A 16,455-nucleotide genomic window follows, 5' to 3' on the forward strand; every position below is an offset into this window, starting at 1 on the left:
ACTTAGGGATATTAATATAACTCTCAAGAATATCGACTGTTCCACTTTGAGCAAATGGTGTCACTTGGCTACATTTCTCCTTTGGGAACACAAGGCTCGTAAGCGAATACTCTCCATTATTAATAAACAATTCAATCGATAAAGCATCGATAATCACTTTAATCGTTATGTCGCTAACATCAGGCACTTCTACTTGCTGTGTCTGAGCAAATAACTCTGAGAAATCGACTTGACCCGAATGCTCACGTTCTAGAGACACCGATTTTTGATCTGGATCGATCACAATAAGTGCCGAGTGCTCCATTCCATAATCTAATTTTAAGCCAAATACTTTCGCATCAACATTTTTAAAGTGAACAAAAAGCTCCAGATACTCTTCTGACACCTCATAGCTCCTACCAACTTCTAAAGACTTTATATCTTCCTTCAAATATGGCTGAAGTTCTTCTACAGGATGCTGAACAACTGCTAGTTTCCCAGCAACATTTCGAAGTGATAGCTTACGAGGTAAAGTCATTTGGCTTCTCCAACCATCTGTTGGAACTTGATTAGCATAACGCCAATTGCTCATCCAACCGATATAAATTCTTCTCCCATCCTCAGCTGGGATATCTGAAAAACTCACACCTGCATAATTATCTTTACCAAAATCTAACCAAAGCGTTTCTTTTTGCTCTGTTGTAAAGGTTGTTCCGTCAAAATCACCTACAAAATATTGCGTTTTAGAACCGAGTGAATATTGTGGGTTATCGCCAATACTTACGAGTAAAACCCACTTTGTCTCCTCACTATCGCCTACTTGCAGCGGAAATAAATCTGGACATTCCCATACACCTAAATGAGAGCCCACTCCATTACCAAACTCACTTTCAAACTGCCAATCTTTTAAATTAGTAGAGGAGTAAAAAGTAATGGTTTGTCCTGTAGCTAAGGCCATCATCCACCTATTCGTTTCTTTATGCCAGAACACTTTTGGATCACGGAAATCCACTTTTGATTCGTGTTTTAACACAGGATTGCCTTCATACTTAGTCCAAGTTCTACCACGGTCATGACTATAAGCAAGGCTTTGGGTTTGAACCGGTGCACGACCATCATACTTATCTAAATGATGAGTAAAAATCGCGACTAATCCTGGTCCATCTGGGAAAAAACCAGATGTATTCTCCCAATCGATTATGGCACTTCCTGAGAAAATCGTTCCGTACTCATCAGGATAAAGGGCAATATCAAGCTCCTCCCATGTAATCATATCTTTACTAACAGCGTGGCCCCAATGCATCGGACCCCATACACTATCACCTGGATTATGTTGAAAGAATAAATGATACTCTCCTTCAAAATAAACCATCCCATTTGGGTCATTCATCCAATTTTCTGTTGGAGCAAAATGTAGTTTTGGTCGAAATTGGTTTAAAGCATTGACTGTCAATTTAAAAACCTCCCATTTATTCTACAGAACGATCAAATCCTGCTTGTTTAATTTCCAACCATTCAGAATAACTTAAGCGCTCAAGTTCTTCTAAATAATCATCCCATTCTTCTTCAATTTTTCCATTCGTAATCCACTCTGCACGTTTACGATTAATGTACGGATAGAAGTCCGCCTCGATTTGTGAAAGCCTTCTTAATTCATCTAAATCAAAGAATACACGTGGATAAATATGATCAGCTGACATATGTGGCACCATGACTTCTCTCATTAAATCAAGTCTCCAAGCAGCATCATCAGGCATTGTTGTAATGTCTCCATAATAGCTATCTAAAATCGCTAATGGCCCACCAATATTCGTGCGCTCACGTAATTCGACTGGAGCTGTTCCTTCTAAATCTAAGTGTTTAAGCATTTGAGCACTTTCGTCAAACTCAAAGATGTTTTGCTGTGTTTCATCACCATATGTTCCCCAGTTGTTTTGTACAGACTGATATGGGTCATATAATTGGTCAATCCATTTTGCTGTTAATTCTAAATTTTGGTTAGCACTTGTAATGACCATTCGGGAACGGTCAAAGCCCATGCCATTATTTCTCGCTACATTTTTATGTCCATCTGGACCATATAATGGTGGCATTAAATCATACGTATCATTCATTCCGGAAATATTCGCTTTATCCCAAGTAAAATATAATCCGTAACGCCCTTCTTGCCCTTTTGCCACATAAGTTGGCCAATCTTGTTCAAAGCCTTCAACATCTAAAAGACCTTCCTCATATAATTCATTCATAAATGTAATCGCTTCTTTATACCCTTCATCTGCGGCCGTTAATTTGACCTCACCGTCATTTGTCACAACCGTACGATCCCATGTATCACCTAAACCGAAAGAGCCAAAAAGGAAACCTAGGTCTTGCCCGCCATCATTAATAATAAAAGACATTGGGATTGTTTGCCCATTACCAGCTGGATCGCTCTCTTTAAAAGCAATTAATACCTCTTTTAATTCATCTGTTGTCGTTGGCATTTCTAAACCGAGTTCTTCCAACCATTCAACATTAATCCAAGGAAAATTATCAACTGAATGAATACTTTCTCTTCCCTCACCTAATTCTTCAATCCAAGGAAACGCATAGATGTTTCCATCAGGTGCTGTCATCATTGCTCGGTATTGAGGGGCTTCCTCTAACACCTTTTGTAAATTAGGCATATAATTATCAATTAAATCATTGAGCGGAATAATCGCTTCGTCTTCTGCTAAGTTTAATAATTCATAATCACTATACTCCGAATTAATAATCGCATCTGGCATTTCTCCACTAGACATGGCAAGATTACGACGTTCCCCAAATGCTTCACCTACAAAGTTTCTCCATTCAATGTGTACATTTGTTTTTTCTTCTAATCTTTCATAAATTAACTTTTCATTCGGATCAGCTGGTGCCAATGGTGAACTTGAGGTTAAAAATTTCAGTGACACTTGCTCCTCTAATGGAAATTCAACATCTGCTAAACCATAATCCTCTGACCAAGTGTTTTCACTGTTGCCACAACCAACTAAAACAACTGTACTTACAACCAATGTCGACATTGCTTTTACTATTTTTTTCAAATTGTCCCCTCACCCTTCTATTTTCTTATTTATTTTAATGAACCAACCATGACCCCTTTTTCAAAGTACTTTTGGAAAAATGGATACATAATTAGTAAAGGCAAACTAGAAATCACAATGGATGAATATTTAATCATCTCAGCAATTCGTTGCATCTCCGCTCTAGCTAATTGATCGGCTATCATTCCTGGTTGCACTTCATTTTGGATTAAGATTTCCCGTAAAACGAGTTGCAACGGATATAAAGAGCGGTCTTCTAAATAAATCATTGCTTGAAAATACGCATTCCACTGACCAATAAAGGCATAAAGAGCAAGCACAAAAATAATCGGTTTGGATAATGGCAAGATGATTTTTAAGAAGATTTTAAAATCTGATGCCCCATCAATCCTTGCTGCTTCTTTTAGCTCATTTGGTAAACCTTTAAAGTACGTTCTAGCGAGAATAATATTCCATACGCCAATCGCACCAGGTAAAATAATCGCCCAAGGTGTATTGATTAAGCCAAGTTCACGCACTAATAAATACGTCGGGATCATTCCACCATTAAAGAACATCGTAAAGAGAAAGAAAATCATAAAGAACTTTTTACCAACAAGTCCATCAACAGACAATGAATAACCAGCTAATATAGTCAAACCTACTGACACAACCGTAAATCCACCCGCATAAAGCATAGAATTGGCAAAGCCCCGCATAATCGATCCGTCATTAAAAATCCGCCGATAACCATCAAGCGTCCAATGCTCAGGGTTAAATGAAAGCCCCCTTGTTGCTAAAACAGAAGGTTGTTGAAATGACCCTAGTAATACATAAAAAAGAGGAATCGTGACGATAAGCACTACAAGAAGTAGGATGAATTTATTGATAAAGAGAATAAAACGGTCAGTCTTCGAATTATTGATCAATCTATTCTTTTGCAGTTCAGCAGCTTGTTTTCGCTTTTTTTGCTCTTTCTTAGATTCTTTTTGTTCCTTATTCATTCAAAATTCCCCCTTTCTAATAAAGAGTTTCCCCATTAAATTTCTTGACAACAAAGTTAACAGTAATCAGCAAACAGAGACTAATAACTGAGTTAAACAAACCAACAGCAGCACCAAAGGACCAATCTCCGGCTTGTAAACCACGCTTATAAACATACGTATCAATAATTTCTGATGCTGGTAAATTCATATCGGTTTGCAAAAGATACGCTTTTTCAAAACCGACCCCCATAATGCCTCCAACAGCTAAAATAAAGAGAACAGCCATTGTTGGTTTTAACACTTGAATATCAATATTCCAGATTCTTTGTAGCAACGAGGCACCATCAATCGTTGCCGCATCATGTAACTGCGGATCCGTATTAGACAATGCGGCTACATAAATAATCGAAGCGAATCCTGCTCCTTGCCAAATACCTGATGCAATAAATATCGTTCTGAAGTATTCGGGGTCTGACATGAATGAAATCGGTCGATCCGTAAAAATAGACAAAACCGCATTTAATGGACCTGCCGGTGATAAAAAGATAAACAGCATCCCTGCAATAACAACAACAGAAATAAAATGGGGTGCATATACAATCAGTTGAATATTTTTCTTTATTCCCGCTCGGCGCACTTGATTTAACATCAGTGCCAAAATAATTGGGACAGGAAAACCTATTAACAACTCAAAAGCACTAAGCTTGATCGTATTCATAAAAATTTGATGAAAATTAGGCGACTGTAAGAAACTAACAAAATGCTCAAAGCCTACCCATGGACTTCCTGCAATCCCTCTTGTAGGACTAAAATCTTTAAAAGCAATAGTAACACCATACATCGGGATATAATTAAAAAGTAAAACTAGTAGAACGGCTGGTGCTAAGAACAAATACAGAATCCAATTTTTTCTTATATATTCAAAAGGATTTTGTTTCTTTTTATTTGGTTTCAATTGATTGGAAAGGTCTCTCACCTCAGTCACTTGACTAGAACTTTTCCCCATATTTATCCCTCCTTGGAACAGCTTTTGCTTGGCCTATTTTGTTTTAAAACACCTTATGAAATCGTTATCTTTTATTACTAGTTTAAAGATACCAACAATTACTCAGATAATATTTCAATATCTTTGGTAACGACTTTCTAAAATCTTTGGTACTTTGAAATCGATTACAAAATCTTTAATAAAAAAAAGCATACGAAGAATTGAATTCTCCATATGCCTTTCATCCCTATTCAGCTGTAACTAGCTCTTCTCTTGGTAATGACATTAAAGCGACCTTCATTAAAACAAAAGAAAATAAACTAATCCCGAAAATAACCATAAACACAGGAAACTTTAAATAAAAAAAAGAAATGGTGACTACTCCGACAACCATGATAATCGTTTGTAAAGGCTTAGCAATCACCATAATGAATGCGTACTTTGGATATTGCCAGAAGTCCAATTTAAAGTGAACAAAAATCGGATAAATATATAAAGCCATTAGTAGAAATAGGAAGCTTAATAGGACGGTTACACTAGCAAACGCGGTCCGGAAAAAGCCTTGTTCAAACTGCTGTAAGGCTCTTAAATTCAGAAACAAGAGGAGGGACCCTAACAAAATAAGATATCCTAATAAATTTGCCTTCCAAAACTCTTGTTTATATTTTTGACAAAACAACTTCGTAACGGAAACGTCTTCATCCTCTGTCATCATATGCCTTAAGACGGCAAACATCGCCGCTGTTGCTGGAAACAATCCAAATATAAATAAACCTAGAGCAGAAAAGAGAAACCATAATATATTTAATAAAACTAAATTAAACGACCAATTTCCAAGTCGCATATACCAACGGGTCATTTCAAACATATTCAAATCCCCTTTATTTTTAAAAGATGATATTGAGTTAAAACAATAGCAACAGAATGAGCACTAACTCTAGTTCACTTTATCAAAATAATATCAATTCGGATTTAAATATATTTGGCTCGAAATGTTTAATATATTTGGATTTATCTTTAACTAGTTCGGCTCAAGAGCTGCATCAATCGTTTCGACCGCCTTTTGAACCGACGCTTTTACATCTTTTCCTCCTATTCCAACTTCTTCAAACAAAGTACGAATCTCATCACTGACAACAGGATAAACAGGCGTAACCGGTCTACTTTTTGAATAATGATGAGCCTGTTCAACGAATATATTCAGCGGATATTGATTCAATTCTGGAATATCCTCAGCCACCGAAATTCGAGCAGGAATATCCCCGGTTATTTCTACATATTTCTTCATTCCTGCATAGCTTGATAAAAATTCAATAAATGCCCACGCTTCTTCAGAATGATTCGATTCACTAGTCATCGCAAGTGCCCAGCCACCATTAGGAACTGCTTGCATTTTTGCTTTTGGTAACGGAGCAATTCCGAAATCAACATCAAGTTCTAGTTCATAGTGGTTTTGAAAATCAGCAACTGCCCATGAACCAAGAACAGTTAATCCTAATAAGTTCTTCTCAAAGGATCCAGCTGTCATCTCTACCGAGGCCACCTCATCCTCATGGTATAAGTTTTGATAAAAGGTTAAGGCTTCAATCGCTTCTGCCGAATTTAAATATCCATTTGAAGTCGTTCCATCTGGACTGAGAATTTCCGCTCCAAATTGCCATAATATTGGCATTTTAAAATAGGCCGCTGCCTCTCCACTTGCAAAGCCTTGGGCTGGATCCAAACCATCGACCTCATCCCCGATTCGAGAAATTTCAATTGCCATTTCACGAACTTCTTCCCATGTTAAGGGCTCATGAGGGTCTTTTTTCGGTAAAGATAAACCTGCCTCTTTAAATAAAGGAATGTTATAAAACAGCGCCAGTCCTGATTCTGTGATCGGCATTAAGTATGGTTCATTTTCATACATTAATCCTTCTACCGTCGAATCAGGAAAATCCTGTAATGAAGACTCATCAATAAAAGAAGTTAAAGAATTAAGCACCCCTGTTTGTGCATATAAAGCCAAATTAGGACTATCTATCATCAAAACATCTGGTGGATTTCCAGCCGCAAACTCAGTTCGAATAAGAATTTCATAATCACTATATGGGATGGAACGCATTTTCACTTTTATACCTGGATTTAATCGCTCAAAATGGTTGATAAGTTCAGTAAAGGCTTGATTCTCTAAATCATTTCCATAATTTCTCCAAAAATGAATTTGAATGTCCTCGACACTCTCATTCTGACCACGTGACTGCTCTTTTTCTCCCGTAAAATTTGACATAACGTACAGAAGTCCCGTAATTATGATTAAAATAAAGACAAGAGTGATAAAAAAGTTCCTTTTCATAATATCCCTCCTTACCCTCACTATTCATTAGCTTGACGATATTCTATAGGAGTTTGTTGAAAATGCTTTTTAAAAAACTGTGCTAAAATATCCTGAATTCGAAAAGCCAACTAAGTTCGCCACATCAATAATTTTTAACTGTCTTTCTTTAAGAAAGGTTTGGGCTTTTTCCATTCTTACATTTGTTAAATAGTCACTAAAGTTTTCGCCTACTTGGTTTTTAAAAAGCTCAGATAAATAAGCACTATTTATATGAAACATTTCTGATAAACTGCTTAAAGAAATTTCTGATCCATAATGCTCGTCCATATATTGTCTGACACTTTCGACAATCACTCTACCATTGGAATACCTAGCTGAACGAATTTTATCGATAATCTCTTCGGCAAGCGTCATCAAACAATCTACTACCTTCTGTCTTACATTCAACTCCCATATCCTCTGTTGGCAATTCCAAAGTAAGTTTTTTATTTCTTGAGATTCAATATCATATTTTTTCGCTGTCGAACCTAATAAAAATAAAGTACGATTGGCAATAAACGAAAAAGACCACATCGAATGTTTAGACGATTTTATAAAGAGATAGTCGAGGTTTTTTTGGAAGGACTCAACATTCAATGCTTCAATCGAATTAATTAATTTCTTTTCAAAATCTGCCGACACATCGACAATTTCCTTCTCAATTTTGGCCGCATGTATGACTTGGGATGGGGCTTCAAATTGACTTTGGCTCCAAGCAAGCACACTTGAAATATAACTTGATTTTAATTGTTCCAATCCTTCCCCTAGATGACCAATCCCCACGGCTGTTTCCAGCTTCAGTAACTGATTAACAGATTTTTGAATTCGTTGAATGACTAACTCCAGATTTATATTATCTTGCTCAACCATTAGCACAAGAAAATGAACGACATTCCGATAACTAGGATTAATAAAAGAATAAACCCCATTTAGTTCATAAGCCAATTCTTTACAAACTAACTGAAAAGGGTACCAAAGTTCATTCGCACGTTCTTCTCTGTCCGGGACATCACGTAATTCGACTGTCAAAAAGTGAAAAGGTGATGTCGTTATTTCTTCTAAATGCAAATGTCTCAATCGCTCTTTTACTAGATTGGCTTGTAACCATTCGTCTTTCACAAGGTATAAAAGATATTGATCCTGTACTTCTTGTAAGTGTGAATGAGCACGACGATTAATACTTTCATACTCAGATAGCTTCTTTTTTTCTTCTTGTATTTCTTTTGCCATCATCTGGAGCACTTCTACTAATTCATCTGGAGCAACCGGTTTTAATAAATAGTCACGTACTCCAGCCTTCATTGATGTCTTAACATATTCAAAATCAGAATAACCAGATAAGACGACTACTTTGATCTCGGGGTAGGTTTCGTGACAAATTCGAGCCAATTCTACTCCATCCATAATTGGCATCCTCATATCGGTAATAATTAAATCAATCTGAACACATTTGAGTTGTTCCAAAGCCTCTTCCCCATTAGAGGCTTCTGCGATAATTTCAAAACCTTGTTTTCGCCAATCGACCTTCATTTTTAACCCTTTTCTAATTTGAATCTCATCATCAACGAGTAAAACGTTCATCCCTATCCCCCCTTGTTAAAGTAATCTCTAGAGTAATTTTCGTCCCCTTCCCTTCTTCTGACGCAATTTCATAAGCAAAATGTTGACCGTAATATAGTTTTAAACGTTCTAAAACATTCCTCAGTCCAATACTTTGTCCTTTTGTCTCTAACACACTTACAGACTGATGACCACGCTCAAGTTGAGACATAGCGTCCACTAACTCTTGTTTCATTCCGCTCCCTTTATCTTCAACCGTAATTAAGAGCTTATTTTTATGACGCTTTGTTCCAATAAAAATTTCTGCGTGGTCCTTTTCAACAAAACTATATTTCACCGCATTTTCAACTAAAGGCTGGAGAATGAACCTCAAAACCGGAACATCTTTTGTATGAGGATCTTCATCCATGATAACTAACAATTGCTCCTCATATCGAAGCATTAAAATTTTTGTATAACTACGGATATAGTTCATTTCCTCCCCTAAAGTGACCACAATACTTTTAGTGTCTAGTGAATACCTCATCATCTTCCCTAAATAGCTACTAACATTAATAACCTCTTCATTTTTTCCTTGTGCCGCAAGACCACCAATAATCTCAAGGGTATTATTCATAAAATGAGGATTAATTTGTAACAAAAGAGCTTTATATTCGGCTCCTTTTCTGCGAATATTTGCTTCATACTCTGTATCAATTAATCGCTTCAATTCATTGACAGTATGATCAAAAACATCAATTAAATAAGCAACTTCATTGTTTTTAGTCTGGATTGTAGGCATATATTTTTGTGCCCCAATAAAATCCCCTTTTTCGATAAACTTCATCGCACCTGCCAGTTTCCCTAAAGGACTAACGATCGTTGATGATAATAAATAGGAGGCAACGATCGTAACAATAAATAACAAGGCACTAACGATAAATAAGTTTTTTTGAAGTTGATTCACTTCCTTAAATAAATCACTTTCTTTTACCTCACTAATGAGCACCCAATCTTCTACAGGCAGCTTTTTGAAAAATAAAAAGACTTCATCCCCTTCTCGTTCAACCTCCACTAGACCTTGTCTTGCGTTCGATTGATTTAATTGGGTCATAATGTTCGGCGTCATATGTTTTGGATGCCTTCTATCTGTAGGAAGTAAGCTTTCTCCCTTTGTATTAACTAAATAGGCCTGACCATTTTCACCGATTCTCACTTGTTGAATGGCGTCTTCTAATAAGCGAGTAGGAAAATTCACTTTAATGACACCACTTGTTATAAATGTATGAAGATCAAATAAAGGCAATATATAACTATTCATCGGTTCATCACGCATCTCTAAACCAGGTTGATCAACGTCATAATGATAGCCAATAAACATATCTTTTCTAATTCCCTCTTGCAACCACTCAATCTCTTCTGATTCATGTTCAACCCAAATCCCTTTTCCGTCCTCTAACACAACCGTCACCGACATTCCATGAGAATTATTAATAATGATAGACGTTAAAAGAGCTCTAAGCTCGTTTCTTAATAATCTTGTATCTGAATCATCAGAGCCACTATCACGTTCAGCTCGTAACCAATCCTGTGTCGTTTGATTAATTAAAATTTGTTTTCCTAAATCTTCTGCTTGTGTTGTGACAGAATCTACATAGAGGGCATATTGCTCCAACATTTCAAACGTTAAATCCTCTGTTTGATTTTTAATCACTGTCATAAACCAAGATGGAACGACAATCGATAAAATAACAAAAGGCACCGTTAACAGTCCGGTAAAAATAAGAAACAATCGATTTCTTAATGAAAAAAACACCTGCTCCACCTCCAAACACCCAAAAGAAAACCCTTTCATTAAAGTGCAGGAATATATAACCACAACAAGCTCTCTTTTAAAAAAATGTAAGAGAACCAATAATTAGTAAACCGCCCAAGCTGATTGGGCGGAGCACCTTTTTATTTCTCTCTCTTTATTCAACTATTCGAATCGTCATTCGACTTTCCACCTGCTCATTCGAATCCGTCACCCGAATGCTAGTTGAACCAACTGCTTTTGCTTTAAGCATTTTTTGCCCATTTTCTGTTACCACTTCTAAAAGATCAGAATTTTCGACTATCCAATTTAATTCATCATCTTTCCCCTCTAGCCAATCAGGTTTAATGAAAGCATCTACAAATGCCGTTTCATTAAGTGCAAGTTCCAAATGTTCACTGCTTAAAACAAGACGTTCCATTTCCCCATCGTCTGGCCTCTCTCTCCAAACAGATTTCAGGTGATAGGAACTCCATTCACGGACATGAACTTCTCCTCCTTTAGTATACAATTCAATATTTTGATTAGTCGGGGTCGTGTAAATTAAATTTGTAAATACCTGTTCACCATCATTGATAAAAATTTCTACCGATGATTCATCCACAAAACCATGAATTTTTATTTCGCCACGGTCAATATCGTAATCTTGTTCAAACCTCGCTCCAAACGAAAACAACTCTCCATTTCGATCCGTCAATTCACTTAACCCTGAATTCGTTCGATCAAGGAAAACCTTTTCATCCCTTACATTTAACCCTATAACCGTTTCCTCGTTATGCCCTTGTCTTAAACGAATTCCAAACTCATCTAAATCATTCCACTCCATGATCGCCTCAAATTCATAAGCAGTGCCTTGAAATTCAAGTAAATGTTCATCTAAAATATCAAAAGGTTCTAATTGAAATTCAGAAGCTCTTAATGATTCTAATTCTTTAATTGGTTCTTGAATAAGTTGAATAAGTCCATTTTCCATTGTTTTTAAAGAAAGCTGACGTGGAATCGACATCGAGCCCATCCAAGGGTCGGTTGGTGATTGGTAAGGATACCTCCAATTCGCCATCCATCCAAGCCAAATTTGACGGCCATCTTTATCTGGAATATCTGAAAAGCTTTGAGCTGCATAAAAATCCTGTCCAAAATCGGTAATAAGGACCGTTTCTGGAGCTTGTTCATGAATAAATTCGGTTCCATCAAATTCTCCAATAAAATATTGAGCCGTCGAACCATTCGTCTCCTCGTTGTCACCTACACTAACATGGAGAACCCATTTTTGATTTTCTTCATCCCCGTCAACAGGTAAACGAAATAAATCTGGACATTCCCAAACCGCTACATGTGAGCCATGACCTTCACCAAATTCACTTTGATATTCCCAATCGATTAAATTATCAGAGTTATAGAACGTAACACTTTTATCTGTGGAAACGACCATAACCCATTTCTCTGATTCATCATGCCAAAATACTTTTGGATCACGGAAATCCTTTATCCCTGGGTTTTCAATAACCGGATTCCCTTCATACCGCTCCCACGTTCGGCCATTATCTTTACTGTATGCAATGCCTTGTGCCTCACCACCAGCAGTGCTTGTGTATATCGCAACCATCCCTGCTTTCCCATCAAAAAAACCAGTTGTATCATTCCAATCAATGACAGCGCTTCCTGATAAGGCTTGACCTAAAATATCATGATCTAAAGCAATATCCATGTGCTCCCAATGCACTAAATCTAGACTAATGGCATGCGCCCACATTCCATTTTTTTGATGGAAAAGATGATATTCTCCCTCAAAATAAACTAAGCCGTTCGGATCCGCTAAATTACCTACCGGAGTTGAAAAATGAAATTGAGGACGATAAGTTTCTGTATAATAATCACTTTGTGCCTCATGTTCTATTTTCACCTTTGTCGTACCTCCATTTAAAATTTGGCAACCGCCTAAGCCTAACAATAGAATAACCAATCCAAGCACAAATAACGCTCTTCGCTTCCCCACAATTAAACAACCCCTTCCGATTCTCCTGCTTTATGCCGATTCTCTTTTTCTCATAATCTATCCACTCTATTTTAGAGCTAGTTTATGTTAACCGGTTTCATATGTCAACCGAATGACATATGAATAAAATTGAATTAGAGGTGGCATTTGCTTTATTTATCGCACGCTAATTTAGCTAATTGGCTTTTTTCATTACTTATCCTTTGTTATTCGCACCTTGATTTGGCACGTTCCCTTTTTTCATTACTTATCCTTTGTTATTCGCACCTTGATTTGGCACGTTCCCTTTTTTCATTACTTATTCTTTGTTATTTGCACCCTAATTTGGCACGTTCTCTTTTTTCATTACTTATCATTTGTTATTCGCACCTTAATTTGACGCGTTCCCTTTTTTCATTACTTATCCTTTGTTATTCGCACCCTAATTTCGACCGTCCACCTTTTTTCATTACTTATCCTTTGTTATTCGCACCCTAATTTAGCACGTTCCCTTTTTTCATTACTTATCATTTGTTATTCGCACCCTAATTTCGACCGTCCACCTTTTTTCATTACTTATCATTTGTTATTCGCACCTTGATTTGGCACGTTCCCTTTTTTCATTACTTATCCCCTCTTATTCGCACCGTAATATGCTCACCTCCCCATTTTCATTCCTATTTCCACTGCTCTTTTTATTTAATACTTACTGTACGACTATTTTTACAACACAAAAAAGCCAGCAACTTATTTTAGTTACTGGCCGTAGTTAAAGGAGGTTTTCTTAAGTCGTTTCTCCCATTTTTATCGTAATCGGGAGCCGCGTCTCATAACTTACCTCACTTTGATCCTTTTCCTCGATCATTTCTACTAATTTCATTATTGCCGTTTCAGCTATTTGCTCAATCGGCTGTTGCACGGTTGTTAATTGTGGTAAAAACGTTTGCAAAGCTTCTGTTCCGTCGTAACCAACCACTTTTAATTGATTTGGAATTTCAATATTTCGGAGACGGGCCTCACGTATAACAGATGCTGCTAACATATCATCACTTGCAAATATTCCTTCAACATTTGGATATGTATTAAATAATTGCTCAATGACCCGTTGTTGGTTTTGTTTATTTAAAATCTCATTCACTTCTAATGTTATTGGACGAACCCCATTTTTACACATTACGTCCTCATACGCTTTTTTTCGTAAATTGGCAGGAGTATTTAACGAAGTCGGTCCATGTAGATGAATGATCTCCTTACATCCTTTTTCTAGTAACAAAGTTGTGGCTGCTTTACCTCCTGCATAATTATCTGAACCGACAACCGGAATCTGCTCAGATAAATAATGGTCAATCGCCACAACTGGGTGGCTTAATTTTCGTTCATTAAACACCCCTCGATTATAAGAAACAACAATCATTCCATCTACTTGGTTTCTTGATAACATATCCCAATATTTCATTTCTTTATCTTCACGATTTGAACTATTGCAGATCATCACTTTAAAACCTTTTGAATCACATATATTTTCTAAATGAAAAGCAAGCTCTCCAAAAAAGGGATTGCTCGTTGTCGGGACTATAAGACCAATCAAATTCGAGCGTTGATTATATAAAGAGCGTGCTAAATCATTTGGAACATAATCCAATTCCTCCATTGCACGGTAAACAAGCTTTTTTGTTTTTTCACTCAAATAGCCGCGATTATTTAGTACTCTTGAAACAGTTGTAGGAGATACTCCTGCAACTTTGGCAACATCACTTATTTTTGGTTTCAACATTCTTACTCCATTCTCTGAAGGTAAGTTTCACAAAAAAATAGTATCATGTTGTTGAGATTCCGTCCATTTTTCAGACACTTTTCTTATTCTAATGTTTTAATATCTTCCCAACTACAGACGGTTTCATCTAATTTTTTCCAGGAATTTCGATTTTCACTCAATCAATTTCTCTCATTCCTAGTTTCAAGTATTTATAATATATAATTCGATACGCTGCTCAAAATATCCTAGTTAAAAATAAACACTACCCAAATTGAGTAGTGCTCCCCCATTCATTTATACGGCTTTTTCTATCAACCTTTCTGATGTATTGATTTTCTTCTATAAATGAGCTTTAAGTTCTGAGGTCGAAACTTGGATACCTCCTAATAATTCAATCTTTGAAATCGAATCAAAAACAGAAATAAATGAATCTCTTGTGACGTCTTTATCGAATATAAGCGGTTTTGTCGATAAGATGGATTGTTGTTAAATCGTTTGATTGAACAATTATTTAAACGTAGCTCCTTTGTCATTAATTGATAGTTAGCTAGGATAAAAAGTGATAATGTTACCGTAGGATACGGAATATGGTTTTGTTGAAGGAGAGGCGATCGCGACATGAATGACAAAACTACCAATAAGTTTAATTGTCAGTCAAATAACCAGCTGCTAAGCTGTTTACTTTCTATTAAATTGAAAAATATGTTAAACTCATGGCGTACCGTGCTGGGCTTGATTATTATGATTTATATTTAATTCATTGGCCAAACCCAAAACAAAATAAATATGTTGAAGCTTGGCAAGCACTCATTGATTTAAAAAAATCTGGACTTATTCGTTCCATCGGTGTATGTAACTTCCTCCCTGAGCATATTGAGCGACTCGAACAAGAAACAGCTGTCAAACCGAGTCTTAATCAAATTGAGTTACATCCTTATTTTAATCAAAAAGAGCAAAGAGAGTGGCATCTAAAAAATGAGATTCAAACACAATCATGGAGCCCTTTGAGTCGAGCGAATGCACTCTTCCAGGAAGAGACCCTTTTAAACCTTGCAGCTGAATATAAAAAATCACCTTCACAAATCATCCTTCGTTGGCATTATCAGCTAGGCTCTATCGCGATTCCTAAGTCTGCAAACCGCGAGCGACAACTTGAAAATATCTCTATTTTCGACTTTTCCTCAGAAGCAGATATGATCGCGATCGTCATTTTAGAAAGGTTTGATCGAGTCTTAAAAGAAATTATTAATACCGTTTTAGTTCGGGCCTTTGGAGAACAAATTGAACATACAAAATTCGATTTAGTCTATTGTGTCAATGGATTTATCGGTATGTATTCAAAACTATTTCTTTATTATCGAATTCCTATTGACCTAGAAGCTTTAGCGCACTCCTTAGTAGAAAAAACAGAAATTCTAGCCAAACATGTTCAAGTACCTTTTCTCACCTTTGATCTCGACCAATTTTTTAAAGATAAAGGAACTGTCGAAGTTACACCTGAACAATTAGTGGCCTTAATTGAACAAAAGAAAACGGGCCTGGATGACTCTATCGAGAAAGAATCACTTTCTTTATTACAAGAACAATTATCAAATCATCCCAACTATTCAAAAGCGATTATAAAAGGGTTATGTGAAAACATCCGCCTTCACCCTGAGTGTAAGGATCTGTTCTATTTACTACGTATTTACTTCGAATTTTAACTTTAAAAGAGCAATAAAGAGAAGAAAAAGGGAGAGCCGTTTTGACAAATATGAAAAAGGAGCGATTCTGATGAAAGAAATAGCCGTGTTAGATCGTATAGAAGGTAATCATGCCGTTTTATTAGTAGGTAATAGCGAAAAAGAAAAAACAATCGAAAAATCCCTACTTCCCCCCGGTTCTAGAGAAGGCACATGGTTTAATGTAGAGCTCTCTGGAGATGAGATACTGAAGATAACTATAGACCAAAAAGAAGCAGAAGAAGTTCAAAAGAGAGTTCGTGCTAAAATGGCTATGTTAAGAAGGAAAAAATAATCA

11 protein-coding genes and 1 pseudogene are annotated in these 16,455 nt (G+C 36.5%); 2 read left to right on the forward strand and 10 right to left on the reverse strand.

The genetic code is table 11. The annotated features are described in order from the left end of the window. The 10 genes from BALCAV_RS17580 to BALCAV_RS17625 form a co-directional block, all read right to left on the reverse strand. Positions 1–1,432 (reverse strand): glycoside hydrolase family 32 protein (locus tag BALCAV_RS17580; protein ID WP_003322074.1); only part of this gene is annotated, 1,432 nt, incomplete at its 3' end. Between the two features lie 16 nt (positions 1,433–1,448). Beyond that, entirely contained in the window at positions 1,449–3,047 is a 1,599-nt protein-coding gene (locus BALCAV_RS17585) for a type 2 periplasmic-binding domain-containing protein (protein WP_003322073.1), read from the reverse strand. 29 nt (positions 3,048–3,076) lie between these two features. After that, complete coding sequence (locus tag BALCAV_RS17590; protein ID WP_003322072.1) at positions 3,077–4,030, reverse strand: carbohydrate ABC transporter permease; 954 nt, start codon at positions 4,028–4,030, stop codon at positions 3,077–3,079. A 16-nt stretch (positions 4,031–4,046) separates the two neighbouring features. Then, a complete protein-coding gene (locus tag BALCAV_RS17595; RefSeq protein WP_003322071.1) occupies positions 4,047–5,018 on the reverse strand; it encodes an ABC transporter permease in 972 nt (323 codons plus the stop codon). Positions 5,019–5,244: 226 nt separating this feature from the next. Beyond that, the gene (locus tag BALCAV_RS17600; RefSeq protein WP_003322070.1) at positions 5,245–5,865 is read right to left on the reverse strand and encodes a YesL family protein; all 621 of its coding nucleotides are present in this window, start codon (positions 5,863–5,865) and stop codon (positions 5,245–5,247) included. 153 nt (positions 5,866–6,018) lie between these two features. After that, entirely contained in the window at positions 6,019–7,332 is a 1,314-nt protein-coding gene (locus tag BALCAV_RS17605) for an ABC transporter substrate-binding protein (protein WP_003322069.1), read from the reverse strand. Between the two features lie 69 nt (positions 7,333–7,401). Beyond that, entirely contained in the window at positions 7,402–8,934 is a 1,533-nt protein-coding gene (locus tag BALCAV_RS17610; RefSeq protein ID WP_235213140.1) for a response regulator transcription factor, read from the reverse strand. Beyond that, positions 8,915–10,708, reverse strand: coding sequence for a sensor histidine kinase (locus BALCAV_RS17615; protein ID WP_040324187.1), 1,794 nt, complete (start codon positions 10,706–10,708; stop codon positions 8,915–8,917). The genes BALCAV_RS17610 and BALCAV_RS17615 overlap by 20 nt, the downstream gene beginning before the upstream one ends. Positions 10,709–10,862: 154 nt before the next feature. Next, positions 10,863–12,701, reverse strand: a complete 1,839-nt coding sequence (locus BALCAV_RS17620) for a glycoside hydrolase family 32 protein (RefSeq protein WP_003322066.1) — start codon at positions 12,699–12,701, stop codon at positions 10,863–10,865. A gap of 763 nt (positions 12,702–13,464) precedes the next feature. Further along, on the reverse strand, positions 13,465–14,451 hold the full coding sequence (locus BALCAV_RS17625; RefSeq protein ID WP_003322065.1) for a LacI family DNA-binding transcriptional regulator: 987 nt from the start codon (positions 14,449–14,451) through the stop codon (positions 13,465–13,467). Between the two features lie 683 nt (positions 14,452–15,134). Here BALCAV_RS17625 and BALCAV_RS22875 point away from each other — a divergent pair. Together BALCAV_RS22875 and BALCAV_RS17635 are read left to right on the forward strand one after the other, a co-directional pair. Continuing rightward, positions 15,135–15,662, forward strand: a pseudogene (locus BALCAV_RS22875) (aldo/keto reductase); the annotation flags it as partial. A gap of 547 nt (positions 15,663–16,209) precedes the next feature. Next, positions 16,210–16,452 carry a DUF3006 domain-containing protein gene (locus BALCAV_RS17635; protein ID WP_003322063.1) on the forward strand — a complete coding sequence of 81 codons (243 nt, stop codon included), beginning with the start codon at positions 16,210–16,212 and terminating at the stop codon, positions 16,450–16,452. The last annotated feature ends 3 nt before the right edge of the window (positions 16,453–16,455 follow it).

It is taken from the genome of Alkalihalobacillus alcalophilus ATCC 27647 = CGMCC 1.3604 (assembly GCF_000292245.2).
GTDB lineage: Bacteria > Bacillota > Bacilli > Bacillales > Bacillaceae_D > Alkalihalobacillus > Alkalihalobacillus alcalophilus.